We start from the raw sequence: 23,312 nt of genomic DNA, 5'->3' as shown, positions 1-23,312 counted from the left end.
TGCCACTTTACGTTAAATAAGCTTATTGGTCATTTGGGGCTGAATCACTGAATAGTATTCTCAGTTACAATTATATTCGTGAAACCTAAACAGACTGGCGGAAACGTCTCGATGAAATTAATGCTCTACCTCCTGCTCATTGCTACTTTACCCGTTTTTTCACAGTCTCCCAAAATTGATAGCCTCCAAAATCTTTTAACCAAAGCACAATCGGACACCACACGGGTGAACCTGATCTTTGAGATCGCAATGGAATCGTGGAGTACTGCCCCGGAAAAGACATTGGCCAATGCGGAAAAAGTGTTGTCGATTTCACGTAAAATAAACTACCCGAAAGGCGAGGCAGACGGTGAATATGCGCTCGGGGTATATTATTGGCAAAAAAACAAATACCCCGAAGCGCTTGCCCATTATTCAAAAAGTGAGAAGATCTCACAAGACATCGAAAACGAGATTGGCGTCGGCAAAGCCATCGCTAGTGCGGGAATTATCTATGGCGAACAGGGAAATTACGGTCATGCGCTGGACAATTATTTACAAGCGCTGGCTATTTTTCAGGGTCTCAGGGATCAGAAGCGCAGTTCCAATATCCTCAACAGCATTGGTAATGTCCATAAAAACCAAAAGAACTACGATGAGGCGCTGAACTTCTACAAGCAGGCGCAGGCGATCTGGATGAAAGCGGGTGACCGGAAGTCGCTTGCCGGCTCCTACATTAATATCGCCTCGATCCAAATCCGGAAAAAAGATTTTAATGCGGCACTCGCCAGCGCACAAAAAGGATTGGAGCTGTTCGACCAGTTCAAGGATATAAATGGCCAGATCATTTGCCACAACAATCTCGGCGAGATCTACTTCCAAACCGGAAAATATGACTTAGCCGCGACGGAGTATGAAAAGGCACTGGCCATCAATCATGAATTCCAGCGGAAACCCGCGATGGTTAGCTCTTATGATGGACTGGGCCATGTTTATTCCAAAACCAACGATTTTCAAAAGGCGCTTACCAGTTATCACCAGGCGGAAGAGCTGGCCAGGACTAGTGGGGTACGGCCCGCATTGCAGCTGGCTTATGAAGGATTGGCGCACGTTTACGGGCAGAGCGGCAAATTTGCCAATGCATTTCGCTATCAGGAATTGGCGATGGTTTTAAAAGACTCGCTGTTCAATGAAGAGAATACCGTAAAAATGACCAATCTCCGCGTGCATTACGAAAACGAGCGGAAGGAATCGGAGATCAAGCTGCTGCAAAAAGAGAAGGACCTGGGAGATGCCACCCGGAACACCGTTATGGTGGCATTGGCCGCGATACTCATACTTGTAGCCCTGGCTTTTAACAGGCAACGATTGAAAGTTGGCAAAGACAAGGAACTGCATGCCGCCCAAAGAGCGCTTGCAGACATTGAGATACAAAATGGTTTTGAAAAAGAGCAGCGCCTCCAAGCCGAACTGGAATTCCGGAACAAGGCGTTGACCACCCATACTTTAAACCTGATCCAGAAAAACAGTATCCTGGAAGATATCCGCCAAACGGTTTCGCAAGCATTGAAAACGGGCCCCAGGGATGAAAATACGCCGCTATTCAGCAAGCTCATCAACCTGATCGATTACAGTTTCAACCAAGACAAGGATTGGGACGAGTTCAAGGCCTATTTTGAAGGGGTTCACCCGGATTTTTTCTCCAAACTTAAAAAAGCCAATCCCGAACTCAGCGCGGGCGAGCTCCGGCTTTGCGCGCTCATCAGACTGAACCTCAATTTAAAGGAATCCGCGGGGCTGCTCAGCATTTCGCCGGACAGCGTCAAAACTGCCCGCCACAGGCTTCGGAAAAAGCTGAAACTGGGGGAGGAGGGTAGTTTGTTGGATTACCTGATGGGTATTTAAAGGCTGATTACCTATTGTATACCTCGCTTTTTTGGTGTTGCCGCCGAAAATCAATCTCTTTGGTCAGGCAAATTCTTCGTCGATATAAACAGGCAAACCGTGACAGACCGGAAAATATTGATCATCAAAACAACCTGGAGCTACGCCATTTCCCAGCCGGAGATGATGGGAGAAATGTTCTATGAGGCGCTTTTTGAAATCGATCCCAGCTTACAGGCCATGTTCCCGCGCGATATGGAGCAGCAGGTAAGAAAGCTTACCGACATGATCACGTACATGGTGAGCCGCCTGCAAACGATGTCTGAAATACAGAAAGACATCGATGCAATGGCCGTTCGGCATGCTGGGTACGGCGTAAGGGACCGCCATTATGCGACGGTGGGAAAGGCATTGTTGCAAGTGCTGGAACAGCGTCTTGAAGACCGATGGGATGAAGACGCCAGTCAGGCATGGAACGAGCTTTACGATATCTGGGCGACGTCCATGATCAAAGCCGCGCATAAGGCGTGATAGCCGCGTTGTATAGTAATCAGGTAAATCGCCGACGTAAGACAACATACCGCAGGTCAGTGTAGCGTCATAGATATTCACGCCGCCGCTTGATGGTATTTTACTTACAATCCGGTATTTAGATACCAGAACAAGCAATGGTCGATAGAATCGGTTTATTGACGGGCAAAAAATACCTGTTGAGCCAGTTTTTTTCTGTTGAGAATGGAAATGGGTATTATCGCGTATGATTGAGCCGACAAAAGAAGCATGGCAGCCGTTGCTGGAAAAGAAACTTCCGGCGCTGTTGCATGTGCTTGCGTGGGGTATTTACGCAACCCTGGTATTCTACGGGAACTTCGCCCGGATGTCTCCGGAAGCCTTCTTTGTACATTACGGTCTGGCTTTCGGGATGCATGCAGGCAGTTTTTATCTTAATTACCTCTATCTGGTCCCCAAATCGCTGCCGCGGCACAGTGTAACGCGGTTTTTGGGGATAAATCTGCTGTCAGCGCTGCTGATGGCGGCAGCTGTCCTCGTGTTAGAAGACTTGTTGCTGGCTGAAAGTAATTGTGTCAAGCGGATAACCAATGGCGATTTATTGCCTTTGCTGACCCGGATTAGCAATTACGTTATTTTTGCCCTGTTTGGGCTTCTTATAAGGTTGAGCGTTGATTGGTACAGGAAGGTTCAGAGGGACAAGGAAAAGGAAAACGAGCACCTGAAATCCGAACTCGCGGTTTTAAAGGCGCAGATTAATCCCCATTTTCTTTTCAACTCGCTGAACAATCTGTATGCACTCTCGCTGCGCCAGGCAGCCGAAACACCAGATGTTATCCTGCGTATTTCTGAAATGATGCGCTACCTGTTGTATGAGACCAATGCCGAAATGGTCCCGCTCGAAAAAGAGATCGAGATGATACGCACGTATGTGGCCATGCACGAGCTGCGCAGCAAGTCGGGGGAGGGGATCCAATTTGAAACGTCGGGTAACCTGCAAGCGGTGATGATCCAGCCGCTGTTGCTTTTGCCTTTGGTTGAGAATGTATTCAAACATGGATCGCTGCCGATGGCTATCACGGTCAGTTTTGCCGGCAACGTGCTCAGGATTTATACCGAAAATAGGCTGCGGGCGGTGGGGCCGGAGCTTTCAGGCGGCGTTGGCATTGCCAATCTGCGCCGCAGGCTGGCGTTGCTTTACCCCCGGGTGCACGAACTGGCATTACAGCAGACGGGCGACTCGTTCACCGCCGATCTTACCATTCAATTGTCAAGCACTGCCCATGATTAAATGTATCGCCATCGACGATGAATTCCTTGCACTGGAAATAATTGAAAATTACGTCTCCAAATGCCCCTTCCTGGAACTTGTCGCCACCTTTGCATCTCCTTTGGAGGCGCTTTCCGTTCTTAACGGTACAGGCTGCGATCTGCTGCTGCTGGATATCAATATGCCCCAGGTCAACGGCCTGGACTTTCTGTCGGCGATCGCCAATCCGCCGCTGGCAGTGCTTACCACGGCCTATCCCCAGTTTGCGCTGGCAGGTTTTGAAGCCGATGTGGTCGATTACCTGGTCAAACCGTTTTCTTTCGAGCGCTTTTTGAAGGCGGTTCAGAAAGTGCAGTCGCGCCTGGCACCCGTCCAGGTCAGCGGACCAGAATACCTTTTCATCAGATCGGCTCACAGGATGATCCGTGTAGATCTGGACGATATCCTTTTGCTCGAAGGGAAAAAGGACTATGTCGCCGTACATACGCCAGCTCAGGTGATCGACACGCTAACAACCCTTACCGCATTCCAGGACAAGCTGCCTGGAAAAGACTTTGTGCGCGTGCACCGCTCTTTTATCGTCGCCCTTAGCAAAATCACCGCCATCGAGCGCAACATCATTTATATAGGAGAAATGAAGGTGCCGATCGGTGACCTGTTTCGCGAAGAGCTGCTGAGGCGCATTGGCTAACGTGCCGGTATTTTGGTCGGTCATTTCAATGCGTTCGAAGGCAAATAAAGCCTGTTGGTGATTTTATTTCCGCTTGTGAAAAGCTGCGTATTTCTTTGATACACAATCAAAACAACAACGGAAATGAAACAAGCGGTTATCGAAACTGACCATTTGGTTTACAGCTTTCAAAAAGGTCAAAAGGTTCTCGACGACATTAATCTACAGGTACCGCAAGGCAGTATCTACGGTTTTCTGGGGCCGAACGGCGCGGGGAAAACAACGACTTTACGACTCTTGCTGGGGCTTCTTCGTAGCGAAAATACCGGGATACGCCTTTTCGGTTATCAGATACATCGCAGCCGGATCGAGATTTTACGGCGTATCGGCTCGCTGATCGAGCAGCCCTCGCTTTACCTGCATTTGACCGGACAGGAAAACCTGGAAGTGTTCAGGCGATCCTATGATTGCCCCAAAAGCAGGGTTGAACAGGTTTTGCGTATCACGGGCCTTTCCGATGCGGCCCACAAAAAAGCAAAGACTTATTCGCTGGGTATGAAACAGCGGCTTTCAATTGCGATTGCCCTGCTGCATGACCCTGAGCTGCTGATCATGGACGAGCCCACTAATGGCCTGGACCCCAGTGGTATCATCGAGATCCGCGAGCTGATCCGTGATTTGAACCAAAACCAGGGAAAGACAGTGCTCGTTTCGAGCCACTTGCTGGCAGAAGTGGAGAAGGTAGCGACGCATGTGGGGATTATTCATCAGGGCAAACTGCTTTTTCAGGGGACATTACCCGAGCTGCAAAGCCTGCAACACCGGCACGCGCTGCTGGAAATCGAAGTTGACAATCTTACCAGGACCGAGCAGATTCTCGCAGGCCGGTTTTCTGTCTTTGTCAAAGACGGCTTTACTGTCCATGTTGGCCATTCGGGCCCGGATGAAGCCGCATTGATTAATCACATGCTGGTCGGAGGTGGCGTCCGGGTGAGCCGGCTTGGCGCGGTTGGCAACGACCTGGAAGAGCTTTTTTTACAAATCATTTCAGCCTGACCGATGAAAACAAGATTTTTTGCTAACACGTCCGCAGAGTTCATTAAAACCAAAAGAAGCTTTGCCCTGTGGCTGACGATCCTTGCCGCAGCATTCATTCCGGCGATCAACGCGGTCATTCTGCTCGAACGGCCCGAGGTGCTGCTGACAAAATTTGAACAGACTCCCTGGCTGACCTTCCTGCGGTTTAATTGGAAGAACGTGGCGGCGGTGATCCTGCCGATGTATATCATATTGATCACAAACCTTGTCGTGCAGATCGAATTCCGAAGCAATACCTGGAAACAGGTGTATGCCTCGCCGCGGCCTTTTGCGGACATCTTTTTTTCGAAGTTGCTGGTAATCCAGGCACTTGTGCCGTTTTATATCATTTGTTTCGATGGGTTTGTCCTATTGTCGGGGCTGCTCGTTCATAGCCTTAATCCGGCCTATCGCTTAACGGTTACCAGCATCGACTGGCAAAATCTGCTGCTGATTTCGGGCCGTGTTTACCTGGGCTGCCTGTCCGTCTCGATCATCCAGTACTGGCTGAGCCTGCGTTTCCGGAACTTTGTCATTCCGCTCGGTCTTGGGCTGGGACTATGGATTACCGGCATCATATTGATGGATTGGGACAAATCGATCTACTATCCCTATGTATATTCCGCATTCATGTTTTTTACCGATTTCGAAAAGGAGCCCGGGCAGCTTGTCGTGCTTACAGTCAGCTCACTGACCGCATTGGTGTTGTCAATCGGCTTTGCCTTTTACGACATCAAACACCTGCCGGAAAAAGGGTAGCGGCCTAGGTGTAAATGCCGATCAGCATGGAGAATACCGGCTGTCACTTCCGGCGGGAACTTACCTATTGAAAGAATGCGGGGTTGGGTTTAGGTATTGGAGTAAAAAAATGTCGGTTTTGCTGAATTTGCTGCTGACATACTGTTGTCAGATGATGGTTGTTTCTTTGGAAAATCAAGCATTAACCGAGCCAGTCTATGACATTCATTTCAACACGGATCATTACCGCCGATATCGATCGGCTTATTGATTTTTATCAGGAAATTACGGGCTTTCCTGCCAACCGATACACCGAGGATTTTGCCGAGTTTCGCACGCCAGTCGCTGTACTCGCGATAGGCAGTATCCGTACTTTGCAACTGTTTGGTGGCGAGGGTGTTGCCTCACCGGCGGCAAACCGTTCGGTAATTCTTGAATTCCGGGTTGACAATGTGGATACACATTACGAGCGACTTGCAGCCTACCTCGGCGAAGCACTCGTTCAGGAGCCAACGACAATGCCATGGGGAAACCGCTCGCTGCTTTTCCGCGATCCGGACGGTAACTTGGTCAACTTTTTTACACCAGTTACGCCAGAAGCGGCGGCGCGGGCGCGCTAGGGCTATCTATCATTCGGAAGAGCCGCTAACTTCCTCAAATCTTCGAGCAAAAGATTCGACCAACTCCTAAATCTGGCTTCCTATGAAAACTCCCGACAACATCCGGCAGGCGGTGCCCTTTCTTTGGGTTTCAGATATGGATAGGTCGCTGCGATACTATGTCAACGATCTAGGCTTTGAAGTGAGCAATCAATGGGTCCCCGACGGGCGTATCGAATGGTGCTGGCTGCAATTAGGCGGTGCTGCATTGATGTTGCAGGAAGTGCGGAAAAACCACTTGGACCAGTGGTTCGCAAACGGTAAACCCGGGCACGGCGTTACCATTTACTTTATTTGCGATGACGCCTTAACGGTTTATCGGGATGCGCTCGCACGAGGTATTGCGTTGGAAACGCCATTCGTCGGAAATGGCATGTGGGTAGTAGGTATGAGCGATCCGGACGGATATAGTTTAACGTTTGAAAGTAAAACAGATGTTAAAGAAGGAACTGAATATACGGATTGACAGTCAAAAGCTTCGTCGTTTTTCTGACAGCCCCAAAGAGAAACAAAACATCAACGCCGTCAACGCGCGGATTTTTAAAGTTTTCATATCCTTTCGTTTAATTTTTGGTCAAAACTACCCGGATATAGTGCTCATGGACAGGGGCGTTGCGTAGACGGTGCATTTATTGAGAAGGATTTACTTTTTTGCCGGCCGACGGCATCAGAAAGTCTGGCAGTTTCAAAGCTAATCTTGTTGTCTGCCGTCAGTCTCAATCACAAAACAAAGCTGTAAAGAACCCCTAAAGTCAGCAGTACCGCTTTGGGGCTGTGTAGCGAAAAGCCCCCTTAGGGGTATAGGAGATACTTCTTTCTGATCGCCTTAAACTGCTGCAATCCGGGCTCCCAACTTTTTCTGATGTCTGCTTCCGATACGCCCGCTATGATCTGTTTTCGCAGTTGATCAGTTCCGATTCGCAGGTCAAAGGCGGATATGTCCTGGTTAGCCCTTCCGGGGGTAAAGAAATGCGCTTTATCCGGATAGGCATTGTACAACTCGATGAGCCACGCTAAATTGATCTGGCGGCGCTTACGAAGACTGGCCATATCGTATTCCCGAAGGTCGAGCCCGTAGCAAACAGAGTCTTTGTGATTGGGCCGCTCGCTCATTCCGGGAATACCGACCGGTTTGTAAGAAAATGGATACTTGCCTTTCAATGCAGGCGCCCCCAGAATAGTAAATGGCATATAGGTTCCTCTTCCTTCATTGATGGCTGTTCCTTCGAACATACATAAGCTGGGGAAAAGCATGACAGCTTGCCGGCTATTCAAATTTGGCGAGGGATTGATCGGTAATGCATACGCCATATCATGATCATAGTTAGCGACCTTGATGACCTTTATTTTGCATTGTTTTGGCAGATATCCTTCACCGTTAAGGTATTGGGCAAACTCGCCGATTGTCATGCCGTGCGTCATAGGCGTATAATGGATCCCTATGGCAGATTTAAATCGATCATCCGTCATTACCGGTCCGTCCACCACATATCCGTTTGGATTGGGCCTGTCAAGAATGAGCAGTTCTTTATCATTCTCTCCACAGGCTTCCATTACATATTCAAGGGTATTGATATTGGTATAGTAGCGACAGCCCACATCCTGAATATCAAATACAAGAAGGTCGATATCCGCCAGTTGTTCTTTCGTCGGTTTCTGGTTTTTTCCGTATAAAGAAATGATTGGAATGCCGGTTTTGGCGTCCGTCTCATTGTTTACCGCGGCTCCGTTACTGGCGTTGCCACTGAAACCGTGTTCAGGTCCGAACACTTTAACAATCTTGATACCCAGGCTCAGCAAGCTGTCTACGCTGCTCTTTGTGCCGATGATGGAACTCTGATTTGCCACCAGGCCAATTCGTTTCCCCTTTAGAAGCGGCAAATATTTTTCAGTCTGGTCTGCACCCGTGATAATTTCCTGATGGTCTGGTATACGTTGGTTTGCTGATGCAATTTGTGCGACGCATTCAATAGTGCCGATCGTCAGAATCGTCAAAAAAAGTATTGAAAAAAGTTTCGTCATTTTTGTTAGGGTTATGATTGGGTTGCCATTCGTGGCCAGCCAGGAAGTTCCTTAAGTGATAAATGGCAAATTAGCCAATTTAGGTGAATGAATGTATTTGTATGAAGCACGTCTTATTTACCATTTTTAGGCAAGTTTTCAAACTGCTCGCCGGACGGCCTTCTTAACGCTTAATACGGACAAGCCACTCCTGATATTTCTTTAATAAAAAGTCATTCTGCGCTTTGCCGTACGCGGGAGTAGCTACGGTGAAATGTGTACCGGGATAATACGCAAATTCAATGTTGGCACCCAGTTTTTTCATTTCCGTTTCCATTATTCTGATGGCAGGACATTGGGCGTTGTCCTCAGTGCCGACGGATATGCGTAGTTTTCCATTCAGATCCGTTTTAAGGTTTCCCCAATGCTTGATGATGTATTGCGTCAAGTCATATTGTTTCCAATGCGCTAATACCTGACGGTCAATTTTGCCCGTTTGGGGGTCATAAAGCGGAATGGGCAATCCATCCTTTCCTTTAGGTCCAAACACGGCATCGAAAGAGACATTTTGCTCGCCGCGATAGATCACCTGCTCGATACTGTGCGCGATGTTTGGTCGGTCATAAACCGACGGCAGATCCTTCCTTTTATCAAATTTGGCCCAATCAACAAACTCTACACGTTTGTGATCTGTGTACAGGTTGGTCTCATTGAACCGACGAAAGTCCACCGGATCAGGCGCGCTTGCGTTGCCGCCCGCAAATAGCGAGGGATAATGTGTCATCAGATAGGCCACGGTCCATCCACCGCTGCTGTGGCCGCGTATTACCCGGCCGCCATTTGTCCGGAAACGACGGTCGAGTTCTGGTATAAATTCCTTTGCGAATGCGTCGCCGACGGGGCCATTATTATCGCTGTTGGCGTAGGTACTATGGCCGAGCCGACAATCGCCATCCAGGTATACCTTAATGCAGGCAATCGTGTCGAGAGGAATTGACGCTGCGGTGTCTGTACTTTCAGTTTTAGAATAATGATAATAAGCGCCACCAAAACCGCCGACCATAAAATAGACTGGAAAGCGTCTTTGGGGTTCGGTGTAGTACTGAACCGGTAAAATAACGGCTCCTGCCAGGTACTCGGGGCGGTGGTGAAACCGGCTTAACAACTTCGACCGGACTTTGATCTCTTTCACAAATTTACTATCAGCAAACACCGGTGTCGGGACCTTACTGTCGCAAACCAATGAGAAGCGCTCGGTGGTATCGCCCATCGTTATCTTTTGGGATGGATTATACATGTTTCCCGCGCTTTGTCCAATGACCCGGCCGCCGAGATCTCTGTCCCAAACTGCCTGAACAAAATAGTCACCCCGCGGGATGCGTGACAATAAATTGGGATAGGACAGCGCCGCGTCGGTAAAAACGACCGGCTGATCAGGCATCACATTACGAACATACACGCTATAACAGGGCCATCGGTTATGGTCTTTGGGAGTTTCATTTTTCTGGGAGAGATAAAGGATAACATTCCCCGTGAAAGGTCCTTGAAAAGCCGAAGGTTTATAGATAACGGAGAACTGCTGCGCTAAGGTGGAACTTTGTAAGGCGACGAAGAGACAAAGGACGAAGGTGAGATATTTCATAATTACAACGGCATTTTTTTGTTTAAAGACGTTTAGGGCCAACCCTCGCTTTGGGTTTTGATCTGTTTTTGAAACACAATAAGTGAAGTGTTTGCTGGATGGCCCTTCTAAACTGGTGGGTGTCTATGGCAGAGACGATTGACGCAAAGAAATGTTACAGATTCCGGCAATATTTTCCACCTAAGACAATACCACCTTTGAAGCGTTTAAATAGAGGTAATGGTGTCGTTCCAGTGCCCCGGTTCCTACCTGTTCAATCGCCGGACGACCCCGGAAGGCTTTGATGCCGCCCTCTCAATAATGGACGTATGCTGTTCGATAGCGAACAGCATATGTTTTAGTTGTTCTGGTAATATGTTTATTTTCAGCTATTTATAATGAAATAATTTCCTGGCAAGTTATTTTATCAGCAAATATGGAAATAACTAAATACGATGAACAGAAGCTATCTCGGCGAGTTTGAAGAAATCATCTTGTTGGCCGTCGCTGTAATGGATGGGAGGGCTTACGGCGTTGCGGTAATGCATGAAATTATGGAACAAAGCGGGAGGGTAGCCAGGCTGAACCAGGTACATTCGGCCTTGCAACGGCTTGAAGAAAAAGGGATGGTACGCTCGGCCCTCGGAGAACCGACAGCCGAGCGTGGCGGGAAACGCAAGAAACTTTTCACAGTAACTGCCTACGGGCAACGAACACTGAGAGAAATACAGGAGGTACGCACCAGTTTTTGGGACCGACTCGTAAATCCGTTTAAATTATCTATTTCAGAATGATTCAGCCATGAAACAACCGCCCCGTTTAGCCGAAAATTTTTTGAAATGGTTTGTAGCTCCACATTTGCTGGAACCGATACAAGGCGATTTGACTGAGGAGTTTTACTATCAGCTCAAAACCGTAGGTTACCGGCGCGCGTCAATGCTTTACTGGTGCGGCGTATTGGGCTTTTTCAAGCCACGATACATCCAAAGACAGTCCGGCTTGAATTCTCCCAGCCCTTTATTTAGCCATCCCATGATCAGAAATTACTTTAAAGTCGCTACGCGGCACCTGCTGCGCAACAAGACGCTGTCATTCATTAATATCCTGGGCCTGTCACTTGGGATGACTTTCGCGCTCCTTATCGGGATGTGGGTTTATTTCGAAACTAGTTTTGACAGTTTCAATAAAAACGGCGAGCGGGTTGCACTGGTAATGAAACATACGCTCATGAACGACCAGAAAAATACATCCAGTTCGCTCATGATGCCGGTTTATGATGAGTTGAAAAACAATTATCCCGAGATTAAGCATATTTCCAGGCTGGATTGGGGCAGCACCCACAGCCTGGTTAGTAAAAACCGCAAGTTCAAAAAGCAGGGTTATTATGTGGACCCCGACTTTTTGCGAATTTTCACTTATCCTATTATCAAAGGCAATGCGGAAACCGCGCTACGTGAGCCCAATTCCATTGTATTGACCGAATCACTCGCAGACGCCATCTTCGGGAAAGTCAATCCTATTGGGAAAGTAATCCGGATCGACAATAAGTATAACATACAGGTTACCGCCGTTATGCAAGATGTTCCCACGAATTCTTCCCTGGATTTTGAATATCTGGCTCCATTTGAATTTAAGGTACAGAATGATCCCGATGTGAAAGGGTCTCAGACGCGCTGGAATAACAGTTTTATCGGAACGGTCGTCGAAGTGAATGAAGGTGTTTCGATGGATGCGCTTTCCAAGAAAATCAGTCCGATGCTCGCTGGAAGAGACCCATATATCAAAACCCAGACCCTTTCACTGTATCCCATGGGCAGATGGCATTTGTATGACGATTTCAAGGACTGGGTCAATACCGGGGGGCAAATTCTGTTTGTGCGGCTTTTCGGTATCATTGGCGCATTTGTGCTATTGATCGCCTGCATCAACTTCATGAACCTGAGCACTGCCCGGTTTGAGAAACGGGCAAAGGAGGTGGGGATTCGTAAAGCAATCGGCTCACAGCGCCGCCAACTGGTCATCCAGTTTCTTGCTGAATCGTTACTGACTGTATTTCTGGCTTTTTTCCTGTCGCTTGTCCTTATCCAGCTGTTACTGCCTTTTCTTAAAGACATTGGATTTGAAAATATTCAGTTTGATTTTACCAATGGATCGCTCTGGGCCGCCGTTTTGGGTGTATGTCTGATGACAGGTTTGCTGGCAGGTAGTTACCCTGCCCTTTATCTTTCCTCTTTTTTACCCGTTAAGGTATTGAAAGGAATACTGCAACAGGGAACCGGTACAGTAAACTTCCGCAAAACGTTGGTTGTGACCCAGTTTTTTATTTCCATCATGCTCATTATCGGCACCGTCGTTATTTTTCAACAAATTAGCCATGTCAGAAGCCGCTCCATTGGATACGATCTGGATAATCTGATCACGCTCGACGCGAGTGAGGATCTTGTTAAAAACTATGATGCACTCAAATATGATCTCCTAAATACCGGCTACATCGCCTCGGTAGCCAAAGCATCCAGTGGGATGACGTGGGTTAATAATGATTTTACGCATTTCAGCTGGGAAGGAAAAGACCCCGGGAGTGCCGTGACGATCAACGTTGTGATGACAGACTGGGATTACGAAAAGGCAGCGGGGTTGAAATTCATCGCCGGTCGCTCATTCGAGAAACGATATGCGACTGATTCAACCGCGGTGATCCTCAACGAATCTGCATTGAAACTAATCGGATATAAAGAACCCATTGGTAAAACCATGAAACTGGGCGATCAGGATTTAACCATTATAGGTGTTACTAAAAATGTTTTAATGCAAAACCCATTTAGTCATGTCAAGCCCGGTGTAATTCTCTTTAATGGGGGTAATGTAAATGCCATTTTAATCCGGCTGAAAGACCAGGCCGATTTATCGAAAGCCATCGCAGCAATGCAGCCGGTTCTGAACAAATACAATCCTTCACTGCCGTTTGAGTATCGTTTTGCGGACGAAGAATTTGGGAAGAAGTTTAGAATAGCGAATCAGGTGGCCAAACTCGCCGGGATTTTTGCGTGCCTTGGCATTTTTATCTCGTGCCTGGGCCTGTTCGGGCTGGCGATATTCATGGCCGAACGCAGGTCGAAAGAAGTGACGATCCGTAAAATATTAGGCGCAACGGTCACCAATTTGTGGCTGCTTTTGTCCGCAGAATTTGTCTGGCTGGTTGCCATAGCATGTATTCTGGCATCTCCTATCACCTTTTGGGTGATGACCAAATGGCTTCAAACCTATGAATATCATATTGAGATCCAGTGGTGGATCATTCCTGCCGCGGCTATGGCCGCCATATTGGTCGCCTTGTTCACCGTAAGTTTTCAGGCCATCAATACGGCTTCCCTGAATCCTGCAAAGACGCTTCGTTCGTAGAATTTCAGGCTCTTAATCAAAAAATGCTCCCGCCACAGGCGGGAGCATTTAACAAGTACAGTGTATGAGTTGACTCCATTATAAGCTCACGTTGATCCGGTAAAAGAATGGGGAACTATAAAAAGCGCCGCCGGTGATGTCGATGGTGGTGTTCGATGCGGTGAATGATTTACCGTCGGTAAGCACCATCGTGCCGGTTACCTCGAACCGGTCTCCCGCACTCACCAGTTTGGGGTCAATACCAGTGGCTTTCAATGCCTCTTCGCCTGTAATGGTCATTGTTGCGCGGGGGTAGCCGGTAGTGGGATCTTTGGTATACGAGGACGCGGCTATCTTCCGCAAGGCCACGTCCGAAATATTATTGGTGCCGTTGGCGGGCGTGTTGTCGACAAAACGGATCGTGAGGTCATAAGAGGCAAATAGTCCCCCTTTGTCTTTGGTGATCGCCTCATGCAGGCATTCCAGTTTGGTCCCCGCCATATTAGCCAGGCTAACGGTAAATGTGTTGGCCAAAACCGGGTAAGGCGTTACCACGCGCATGTACCCGCCCGATTGCAGGGAGAATTCATCGATCCGCTCGTTTTCGAGCGGGGAGTCACATCCGGCGCCAGCCAGGGCGAGCAGGCAGTTCAGTAACACGCTTTGTATATGTTTCATAACCGATATTTTAAAGTTGAATTAAACTTTGATCCAATGAGCTCGCTATCTGAAAAGCGTTGCCGGATTATTATCCCAGAATACGGGTTGTGTCACATCTGCTTTCTGCTTCGCGTTCGCATTCCGGGTAATAAAGGAGGCCGGATAGTAATACGACCTGGCGAAGCCGCCCGGATTGGCCTCCAGTGCCGGCTGCATATTAAGCGGCATGCCTGTCCGACGGTATAGGTTATACGCTTCGACGCCGTTGCCATAAAGCGCCAGCCAGTACTCGGTTGCAATGATGTTGAGTCTGGCTGCGTCTGTGGCTGCTGCATCGTAGGCTTTGAGTACGGTGCTCAGGTATGTCTCAACATCCTTGGCCCATACGATCGCTTTGGCCTCTTCGAAAGCGGAGATTTTGCTACTCTCTATGGTCGCCAGTCCGAAACTCCTTACATCAGCCATCGATTTTTCGATGCCGCTTTTCAGTAACTCGCGTGGGCTGCCCGCTGTACCGAGTGTCAGGGCCGCTTCGGCCAGCATAAAATCCACGAACGACCGCATCATGACCGGGTGTATGCCCGCGCCGCCTGCGCCCGCGCCGAGGGAAACAGCCTTTCCCGCGTCATTGTCATACAATCCCCCTGCCGGATAAACTCCCCAGGCAGTTCTGAGCAAGCCATCTGGCGGAATGCCTTCGTTGCTTAGATGGTCGCGGCCCCAGTAACCCACTGATGTCGGTAAGCAGTAAACGTCTGTGGCCGAGTAATGGGATGGTTTTTGATTGTTAATGCATCTGAGGGTATTGACGTCAGTGGGGTTGACTATGGTTTGGCGGTAAAAATAGTAACGGATGCGGGGATCGGGAAACCCTTTGGACGCGTACAATGCGGCCATGTAATGGTTGGCCTGGTAGTCGCCGCCGCCGGTGGGGGAGTACTGCCCCGCATATCGGGGATGGCGCGTGTCGGGATTGGTCAGGTTCGAGCCGAATTTAAACTGAAAGTTCTCCGTGGCCGAACTAATGAGCCGGCCGCCGGTAATCAGGGCCGAGATGCCGGAAGTAGCTTTCGCTTTGTCAGTTAATCTCAGGTTCAGTAGCGCTTTCAATTTGAGCGTATTGGCCGCCTTGTTCCAGTTGTCGACATTGCCGGCATAGTACAAGTCGCCTGCTGCCGCTGAACGTGAAGTGGCCGAGAAATTGGCGATGGCCTGGTCCAGGATCGTCAGGGCGGCGGTATAGATCGCGGCCCCACCGTCTGTCTTCGGATTGAAATTATTGATATCCAGCGCCTCGCTGTAAGGTACATCCCCGAAGCCGTCGACCAGGTTAAGCAGCACCGATGCCTGAATCGTACGGGCGATACCCGCATGGACAAAGAACTCGCTCGACTCCGCGATCGGGATCAGGGTTTTGACGTCGGTCATGATATTGGCGTAGGCATTGGTCCAGGCACCGTCAAAACCACCGGGCGAAACGGCGTTGTCATAGATGGCCGCGCCCTGGTTGAGCATACGCGTCAGACGCATTCCGGAGTTGCCCATTTGATCGAAATGGCTGGCGTAGTCGAGTTCGATGCGGCTAAGCAGGTAATTGATATCGGTATTATTGGTCGTAACCGCATTAGGGTTGTCGAGCAGGTCCAGCGAACAGGCGCTGACCAGCAGACAGGTAAATGCCAGCAGGCATATTTTTAATTTTGGTAACATATCCTTCTTCATAATCTGGATGGATTAATGGCAAATAAATGTTTTGAAGGGCGGCTAGAATGTAAGCTTCAACGTCGCGCCGTACCGTTTCGAGCTGGGCCCGGTCAAAAACTCGAAACCCAGGCCGTTGCCAACCCCTAGTCCGAGGTTGTCCGTGTCGAAATTCAACCCCTTGGGAAAGTGAAGCGCCTTATACCAGAGGTTGTTGCCGGTGAATGCAATGGATGCCCTTTTGATCTTTAACTTGCTCAAAAGGCCGGTCGGAAGCCGGTAGGAAAGCGAAACCTCCTGAAGACGAACGGTGCTGCCATCGTACATCCTGCCTTCATCTCCAAAGAAGTAAATATTGTTGAACCCGACATCGGAAGCTGTCACCTGATAGTTGTTGGGCGTGCCATCCGCTTTTACACCGTCAAAAATATAGGTCTGGGCGCGGTCGTAGCCGTTTTTCAGACCAGTGTCTTCGGTCATGCCCCGACCCATCAGAGCGCCCGCGGTAGAGGAATACATCGCGCCGCCGTGACGGTAGGAGACCATTACATCCAAAGTAATGCCCTTGTAGCTGAATGTGTTGGACAGGCTGCTCGTAAATGCAGGATTGGGGTTGCCCAGTATCACCGGAGAAGTGGTGGCTTGCAGGTAGCCGTTGCTGCCGATCAGTAGCCGGCCCTGATCATCCCTGCGGAAACCTGAACCTTTGATGATATTGAAAGGCTGCCCTACAATGGCATAGTTGCCCAGTGATGCTCCGAAACCGCTGATCTGGACCTCCTGCAAGGTGCCGCCCAGGTCAAGCACTTTTGGCAGGATTCTGGAATATACAAGATTCAGGTCCCAGGAAAAGTTGGCCGTTTTGATCGCGGTGGCATTCATACTGAGCTCGATTCCTTCATTTCGGATCTTGCCGATGTTAATCGTCGTAGAGGTATAACCTGCCGAGGCATCCAGGGGCGAATTGGTGATCAGGTCGCGGGTATTTCTCCGGAACAGCGTCAGGTCGAAACCCACTTTATTGTCAAAAGCTTTGCCTTCTACACCCAATTCGTATTCTGTATGCAGTTCAGGTTTCAGGTTGGGGTTACCCAGGTTGTTGTTGACCGAATGCGTCTGTATGGTCGCGCCGGCGCTGTTCAGAAATGCTCTTGCGTTCTGATCCAGTATGTTTCGCGTGCTGTAAGGTGAAGGGAAACCGGCGGAAGTTCCTACGCCAACGCGCAGTTTCAGGAAATTCAGGAAGTCGGACTGCATCCCTCTGAATGCGCTGGTCGGTACAAATGATAGACTGGCGGAGGGGTAAAAGATCCTACGGTTGGCGATTTCCACGGTCGAGGTCCAATCGTTTCGGCCCGCCACGTTCAGAAACAATGCATTGTCGATATCGGCCGTAATTTCCCCGAATATCCCGATCCGCGTTTGCTCGGTTTCGAAATCGGCGGCCGAATTGTCGATGAAATTATCATGACGGAAAAGCCCGCGGGCCAATTGGTTCTGGCTGGTGATTACTTTCCCTTCAAATAAGTCATTGCGCATGTTTCCCCCGATTTTGGCAGAAAATGAAAACTTCTCCGAAAGTGTTTTGCTATATGAAAGGATCAGGCTGTTGTCCCAGATCCTGTTGTTGATATCAAAAGTGTTGTAAAATCCATTGACAAAGCTCACACCTCCCTTGTTGAGCATGTATCGCTGGTTTTCCGTGTAGTAATCCAGCCCTACCTTATAAATCAGGGAAAAATCCGGGGCCAACTGATAGTTGAGCAGCGTCGAGGTAAAAAGCCTGTTGACAATGCCGGTGGTCTTGTAGTTTTTCAAAATCCACCTGGGGTTTGGAATGTCGTTGCCGCTACGGAAATACACCGTGCCGCCGGTCACAGGGTTTTCGTAGGGCCACCCCATCAGGTCGACCTGCCTGGGCGTGTACATCACATTGGCGAGTACCGACGGAAAATCGAGCGCATTGTTTCCGGTTCCCCCACTGAGCGGCGGGGAGTACTGGTCGGTATTGACGAAATTAAACGAGGTGATGATATTGAGCTTTTTACTGAGTTGAGCGTTCAGTCCCAGACCCAGATTGAGCCTTTTCAAGCCATTCTCGGGGATGTAGCCCTGTTCTGCGTTGTATCCCGCCGATATATTGTAGCTCACTTTTTCTCCGCCTCCGGACACGTTCAGAGATGTTGTAGAGATTTTCCCGGTACGAAAAAAGTCCTTGACGTTGTTGGGGTAAACCTGCATTTTATACGGGCTTACGGAAGCCACATAATCCGCCATGGCCGCCCGAAGGCCTCCGGATGTCGTCAGGTTGGCATAAGGGTGGGTGGTCAGGGCCGCATTGGTGTTTTGGGACGGGTAGGTCTGGGCTTCCTCCAAAGTGGGGCCCCAGTTACTGAAAAAATAGCCCAGGTTTTGCTGGAAGCCACCCACGTAATCATTTTGATACCGGGGCAGATGTGCCTGGTTGGCAAATAACGACTGGCTTATGGAGTATTCGGTTGCGCGGGCCTTTTTACTTCCGTTCTTGGTCGTTACCAGGATAACCCCGTTCCGGCCCTGGTCGCCATAGGTTACCGTCGCGGCAAGACCTTTCAGCACGGTGATATTTTCGATATTGTTCGGGTCGATGTCCAGGAAGCGGCTCGAAGCCGATTGCCCGCCGCCTGTGAAACCACCACGTGAGTTGGTATTGGAATTGAACGGGATGCCATCGACGACGAATAGAGGCTGATTGGAGCCGGTAATGGAAGAATATCCCCGGATTGTAATGTTGGTGCCCGTACCCGAAACCCCGGATGTGGACGTGATATTGACGCCGGCGATCTTGCCCTGCAATACCCGGCCCACGTCTGCCTGCGGGCGGTCCTCGATCGATTTTTTCTCGATGGTCGTCACCGCGTACCCCAATGCACGTTTCTCGCGTGCAATGCCCTGGGCCGTCACCACGATCTCCTGAAGGTTTTTGGTGTCGACTACCAGCTGTACATCGACCGTGGATCGGTTGCCGACCAGGATTTCCTGGGTTGTAGTACCGACGAAACTGTACACAAGCGTCGTGGCACCGTCGGGCAGGGAAATAGCGTATGTTCCGTCGGTACCGGTGTTGGTGCCTATGGGCGTGCCCTTCACCACAATCGCAACGCCCGGGAGCTCACTCCCGTCGTCAGAAGACGTCACCTTGCCGGTGACTTTTCGTTGCTGGGCAGAGACAATCTGCCAGCAGGAGCATCCCAGCAGGATGCCCAGCAGTAAAAATTTCCTCATAAATTATTCCGTTAGTTAGGTTTTGGCAGTCGGCTACAAGTAACCTGTCCACAATGATAGAAAACTTGATTAGTGACCATTTACCGGATATTAACCGATTTTTACCAAAAATTAACATAACAGAATGTTATTCTATATTTATATAATTTTGCATTGATTAAATGTTGAAAAATACAAATAATGTAAAATAAAATTTGTAATTTTTTGACACTTATAGTATTGTGTGTGTTTAAAATTTATTATTTTGAATTGTAATAATACCAATAGGTCGTCAAGCTGCTCCGGGCGGGCGCATCCTATTTTTGCCCATAACATGCTACGGGCAAAGGAATGCACTGGTCTCATTGCCGCCGGAATAAGTATTCAGATTGGGAGTATTATAGTAAGCAGCATACTGCGTTTCATGGACGTCACAATGGAAAAATCCTTGAAAAATCAATCGTAATATTGCAATTGATAAATCAATCTTTATATTTGCATCATGGGAGTCACGAAAACCGAAATATTCACCGAGCAGCAGAACCGGATTGCGGATCTGGCCAAGGCGTTCTCGCATCCAGCCAGGGTTGCGATCTTACAACTCTTGATTGCAAGGAAAGCCTGTGTTTGCGGCGATTTGGTCGATGAGCTCGAACTTGCCCAAGCGACAGTATCCCAGCATTTGAAAGAGCTGAAACGAATCGGGATTATCCACGGTGAAATTAATCCGCCACGGGTATGCTATTGCATCAACCCAGTCGTATGGGAGGAAGCACAAAAGACGTTTGGCTCATTACTTGACACGTTTGCCCTTGCTACATCCTGCTGTAATTAAGCAGGGTATTTTTTTGAATATATCAATCGTAATATTACATTTAACCAATTAAAACCATGAGCCAATCAAATCCAATGACGTGGGGTGATTTTAAAAGCACTTTGGAGCAAAATCCAGATTTGCACCTGCAATTCCAATATGAAGAAGGCAAGTTTGTAGATAGTTCTTACCACATTACCGAGATCAAGCAAGCGCCGATCGTTTCGGTAGACTGCGGCGGCGTTATGAATAGCTGGACAGAGATCATCGTGCAACTTTGGGAGCCTTCGGTGAAGGAAGTGGACCGTTCCATGAAGGTCGGCAAAGCACTTAAAATTGTTAACCTGGTTGAAAAAACGCTTCCTTTGAATCCGGATGCAACCGTGAAGGTAGAGTTTGGGAATTCAAAGTTCGATACGCGGCAAATGTATCCTGGTGAATTTGTAGCCGATGGCGAAACATTCACAGTCAACCTCGTTCCGGACTTTACCCAATGCAAGGCGCTCACCCGCAACCAGAGTTGCGGTACAACAGCAACAGAAGCATCGTGCTGCGCGCCTGCCCCTGTCAAACAGGAGCTGGAATTAGTCGCTTCTGAGGCGGCGTGCTGCGAGCCTGGCTCAGGATGTTGTTAATCAAAATTTAAAAATATGCGGATTCAAATCGATAATGCCAGGCCGGAAGAAAAAGAATTGGTGGTCAGCCTACTAAAAGAAGCTGACCTACTTACCGAAGATTTACCGGATGGCCTGCGCAATTTTCTTTTGGCAAAACAGGACGGAGTGCTTGTGGGCGTCGCCGGTCTTGAACTGTTTGGGTCCGTCGGGCTATTGCGCTCAGTCGCTGTCTATCCTACCCACCAGGGCAAAGGTATTGCCGGCCAGATGGTCGAGCAGCTATTGGCAGGTGCAGACGAGCGAGGATTGCGAGAGGTTTATTTAATCACAACCACAGCTGACCGTTACTTTGACCGGTATGGTTTCGCGGCAGTGAACCGTGAGCAAGTGCCAGAAGCAATTCAACAAACCAGGCAATTTAGCGGTCTTTGTCCTTCATCAGCTGTCGTCATGAAACGGAATTTAACTCAGCAAACGGCATGAATACCCCGCGTCTTTCTTTTCTAGACCGATATCTGACCCTATGGATCTTTTTAGCCATGCTTATCGGTGTATTAATCGGCTATTTCTTGCCAGGTACACCCGATTTCATCAATCAGTTTAATTCAGGGCAGACAAATGTGCCGCTAGCCATTGGTCTGGTGCTGATGATGTACCCGCCCTTGGCGAAGGTGCGCTATGCAGAGCTGCCGAAAGTGTTTAACAACACCAAGATTTTGGGGCTCTCACTGTTCCAAAACTGGATAATAGGCCCATTGCTGATGTTTGGCCTGGCAGTAATCTTTCTGCCAGATAAGCCGGAGTACATGACCGGGCTAATTATGATCGGCATTGCCCGCTGTATCGCGATGGTTATTGTGTGGAATGATCTGGCTAATGGTGACCGCTTGTACGCTGCCGGCCTGGTGGCTTTCAACAGCATTTTTCAGGTCTTGTTCTATTCTGTGTATGCCTATGTGTTCGTAACAGTTTTGCCGCCACTTTTTGGATTGAAAGGATTCGGGCAGGGCCACCTGGTGGTGAACATTACGATTGGCCAAGTCGCCCAGAGCGTTTTTATCTATTTGGGTATCCCATTTTTGGCGGGGATCATCTCCAGGGTCGTATTGACCAAGCTGTTTAGCAAAGAATGGTATGAGAAGAAATTCCTTCCAGCCATCAGCCCGATCACCTTAATCGCACTGCTCTTTACGATTGTGGTCATGTTTAGTTTGAAAGGGCAGCTGATCGTCGGTATACCGTTTGACGTGTTGCGCATCGCGCTGCCGCTAACGATCTATTTTGCTATCATGTTTTTCTCTGCCTTTTACCTTTCAAAACGTGCGGGCGCGGACTATGCCAAATCTACGTCGCTGGCCTTCACTGCGGCAGGGAACAATTTTGAGCTTGGGATTGCGGTCGCAATAGCGGTATTCGGCATTGATTCAGGGGCAGCCTTTGCAGCTGTGATTGGCCCGCTGATCGAAGTGCCGGTATTGATCCTAATGGTCAATTTTGCGCTTAAACAGCAAAAGAGGTTTTCTGTATAAGGTTGCTCTATGAACGATGAACTATATGAGCTGATCATTATCGGTGGCGAGCAAAGCTACTTGCCAGGCTGGATGATCAGTGTTAATAGCCGGCGGAGGAAATTATTGAATACTTAAATAATGATTTATGAGAATTGCCCTTTTTTCAGACATTCACGCCAACCTTCCGGCATTGGAGGCGTTTTTTAATGATGTCGAGTCAAGAGACACCGACGCTATTTATTGTTTAGGAGACCTGGTTGGTTATAACATCTGGCCCAATGAAGTAATAGACCACATCAAAAGGCGTGGCATCCCTACCATTGCCGGTAATTACGACTTTGGGATCGGAAGGAGCAGCGACGATTGTGGCTGCGCCTATAAAACCGACAATGAAAAAGAAAATGGCAAAGTGTCGATTGCCTACACAAACGAAATTGTCAAAGACGAGCAGCGGGCTTATTTAAGAACGCTACCGTCACACATCCGTCTTGACTTTCAACTCAACGATAAGCCGCTTTCAGTGCTTTTGGTACATGGCAGTCCACGACGGATTAATGAGTATTTGTTTGAAGACCGGGACGAAAAAAGTATGCTACGGATCATGGAGCAGGCCAGTGCAGATGTGATGCTTTTTGGCCATACCCACAAACCTTACCATAGGATCCTGGACTCCGCAGCGTCAGACGGCACGGAGCATTTCCGTCATGCGATCAATATAGGTTCAGTTGGTAAACCAAAGGATGGTGACCCAAGAGGTGGTTATGTAATCCTGCACATAAATGCCGATGCGTCCACATCCAGCAAGGAAAGTATCACCGTTGAATTTATACGTTTTGAGTACGATGTTGAAAAAGCGGCGCAGGCCGTTGAGTTGAGCCCACTTCCCAATTCATATGCCGATAGCCTTAGGAATGCATATTAGCCCAAAGGGGATAAAGGCTTTATAGTTAATGAAAGGTTTATGAAGGCTAAATAAATC

The 23,312-nt window shown here is 48.8% G+C and carries 20 protein-coding genes; 15 read left to right on the top strand and 5 right to left on the bottom strand.

What is annotated here, in order from left to right; genetic code table 11:
* Nucleotides 1–78 precede the first annotated feature (78 nt).
* From IEY24_RS11285 to IEY24_RS11250, 8 genes are all read left to right on the top strand, one after another.
* Entirely contained in the window at nt 79–1,884 is a 1,806-nt protein-coding gene (locus IEY24_RS11285) for a tetratricopeptide repeat protein (protein ID WP_188931717.1), read from the top strand.
* A 99-nt stretch (nt 1,885–1,983) separates the two neighbouring features.
* Nucleotides 1,984–2,394 (top strand): globin domain-containing protein, encoded by a 411-nt coding sequence (locus IEY24_RS11280; protein ID WP_188931716.1) that lies wholly within the window; start codon nt 1,984–1,986, stop codon nt 2,392–2,394.
* A gap of 226 nt (nt 2,395–2,620) precedes the next feature.
* Nucleotides 2,621–3,664: a sensor histidine kinase gene (locus IEY24_RS11275; RefSeq protein ID WP_188931715.1), complete on the top strand. Its 1,044-nt coding sequence runs from the start codon at nt 2,621–2,623 to the stop codon at nt 3,662–3,664.
* Nucleotides 3,657–4,334 (top strand): LytR/AlgR family response regulator transcription factor, encoded by a 678-nt coding sequence (locus tag IEY24_RS11270; RefSeq protein ID WP_188931713.1) that lies wholly within the window; start codon nt 3,657–3,659, stop codon nt 4,332–4,334. The genes IEY24_RS11275 and IEY24_RS11270 overlap by 8 nt, the downstream gene beginning before the upstream one ends.
* A 123-nt stretch (nt 4,335–4,457) precedes the next feature.
* A complete protein-coding gene (locus IEY24_RS11265; protein ID WP_188931711.1) occupies nt 4,458–5,369 on the top strand; it encodes an ABC transporter ATP-binding protein in 912 nt (303 codons plus the stop codon).
* Nucleotides 5,370–5,372: 3 nt separating this feature from the next.
* The gene (locus tag IEY24_RS11260) at nt 5,373–6,149 is read left to right on the top strand and encodes an ABC transporter permease (RefSeq protein WP_188931710.1); all 777 of its coding nucleotides are present in this window, start codon (nt 5,373–5,375) and stop codon (nt 6,147–6,149) included.
* Between the two features lie 197 nt (nt 6,150–6,346).
* Nucleotides 6,347–6,748, top strand: a complete 402-nt coding sequence (locus tag IEY24_RS11255; RefSeq protein ID WP_188931708.1) for a VOC family protein — start codon at nt 6,347–6,349, stop codon at nt 6,746–6,748.
* 82 nt (nt 6,749–6,830) lie between these two features.
* A complete protein-coding gene (locus tag IEY24_RS11250; protein WP_188931706.1) occupies nt 6,831–7,253 on the top strand; it encodes a VOC family protein in 423 nt (140 codons plus the stop codon).
* Nucleotides 7,254–7,579: 326 nt separating this feature from the next.
* Here the strand turns inward: IEY24_RS11250 and IEY24_RS11245 are convergent, their stop codons facing one another.
* Nucleotides 7,580–8,809, bottom strand: coding sequence for an exo-beta-N-acetylmuramidase NamZ family protein (locus tag IEY24_RS11245; RefSeq protein WP_188931700.1), 1,230 nt, complete (start codon nt 8,807–8,809; stop codon nt 7,580–7,582).
* Nucleotides 8,810–8,972: 163 nt separating this feature from the next.
* The gene (locus IEY24_RS11240) at nt 8,973–10,430 is read right to left on the bottom strand and encodes an alpha/beta hydrolase-fold protein (protein WP_188931698.1); all 1,458 of its coding nucleotides are present in this window, start codon (nt 10,428–10,430) and stop codon (nt 8,973–8,975) included.
* A 434-nt stretch (nt 10,431–10,864) separates the two neighbouring features.
* Here IEY24_RS11240 and IEY24_RS11235 point away from each other — a divergent pair, with 434 nt between their 5' ends.
* Nucleotides 10,865–11,203 carry a PadR family transcriptional regulator gene (locus IEY24_RS11235; protein ID WP_188931697.1) on the top strand — a complete coding sequence of 113 codons (339 nt, stop codon included), beginning with the start codon at nt 10,865–10,867 and terminating at the stop codon, nt 11,201–11,203.
* A 7-nt stretch (nt 11,204–11,210) separates the two neighbouring features.
* The gene (locus IEY24_RS11230) at nt 11,211–13,808 is read left to right on the top strand and encodes an ABC transporter permease (RefSeq protein WP_188931696.1); all 2,598 of its coding nucleotides are present in this window, start codon (nt 11,211–11,213) and stop codon (nt 13,806–13,808) included.
* A gap of 78 nt (nt 13,809–13,886) precedes the next feature.
* On the opposite strand, the gene IEY24_RS11225 is transcribed toward IEY24_RS11230, so the two are convergent.
* Genes IEY24_RS11225 through IEY24_RS11215 form a run of 3 tightly spaced genes read right to left on the bottom strand, consistent with a single transcriptional unit; the run spans nt 13,887 to nt 19,412 of the window.
* Nucleotides 13,887–14,465, bottom strand: a complete 579-nt coding sequence (locus IEY24_RS11225) for a hypothetical protein (RefSeq protein WP_188931690.1) — start codon at nt 14,463–14,465, stop codon at nt 13,887–13,889.
* A gap of 45 nt (nt 14,466–14,510) precedes the next feature.
* Nucleotides 14,511–16,169, bottom strand: a complete 1,659-nt coding sequence (locus IEY24_RS11220) for a SusD/RagB family nutrient-binding outer membrane lipoprotein (protein WP_229221913.1) — start codon at nt 16,167–16,169, stop codon at nt 14,511–14,513.
* A 42-nt stretch (nt 16,170–16,211) separates the two neighbouring features.
* Nucleotides 16,212–19,412, bottom strand: coding sequence for a SusC/RagA family TonB-linked outer membrane protein (locus IEY24_RS11215; RefSeq protein WP_188931688.1), 3,201 nt, complete (start codon nt 19,410–19,412; stop codon nt 16,212–16,214).
* A 481-nt stretch (nt 19,413–19,893) separates the two neighbouring features.
* Between IEY24_RS11215 and IEY24_RS11210 the strand changes: the two genes are divergently transcribed.
* From IEY24_RS11210 to IEY24_RS11190, 5 genes are all read left to right on the top strand, one after another.
* Nucleotides 19,894–20,226, top strand: a complete 333-nt coding sequence (locus IEY24_RS11210; protein WP_188931681.1) for an ArsR/SmtB family transcription factor — start codon at nt 19,894–19,896, stop codon at nt 20,224–20,226.
* Nucleotides 20,227–20,282: 56 nt separating this feature from the next.
* Nucleotides 20,283–20,840 carry a DUF6428 family protein gene (locus IEY24_RS11205; protein WP_188931679.1) on the top strand — a complete coding sequence of 186 codons (558 nt, stop codon included), beginning with the start codon at nt 20,283–20,285 and terminating at the stop codon, nt 20,838–20,840.
* A gap of 15 nt (nt 20,841–20,855) precedes the next feature.
* The gene (arsN2, locus tag IEY24_RS11200) at nt 20,856–21,305 is read left to right on the top strand and encodes an arsenic resistance N-acetyltransferase ArsN2 (RefSeq protein WP_188931677.1); all 450 of its coding nucleotides are present in this window, start codon (nt 20,856–20,858) and stop codon (nt 21,303–21,305) included.
* The gene (gene arsB / locus IEY24_RS11195; RefSeq protein WP_188931675.1) at nt 21,302–22,351 is read left to right on the top strand and encodes an ACR3 family arsenite efflux transporter; all 1,050 of its coding nucleotides are present in this window, start codon (nt 21,302–21,304) and stop codon (nt 22,349–22,351) included. Before arsN2 ends, arsB begins: the two co-directional genes overlap by 4 nt.
* A 127-nt stretch (nt 22,352–22,478) precedes the next feature.
* On the top strand, nt 22,479–23,255 hold the full coding sequence (locus IEY24_RS11190) for a metallophosphoesterase family protein (RefSeq protein ID WP_188931673.1): 777 nt from the start codon (nt 22,479–22,481) through the stop codon (nt 23,253–23,255).
* Nucleotides 23,256–23,312 lie beyond the last annotated feature (57 nt).

The organism is Dyadobacter endophyticus, from assembly GCF_014641595.1.
GTDB lineage: Bacteria > Bacteroidota > Bacteroidia > Cytophagales > Spirosomataceae > Dyadobacter > Dyadobacter endophyticus.
Note: the sequence above shows the minus strand (reverse complement) of the source record. Positions and strands in the feature narration are given on the sequence as shown.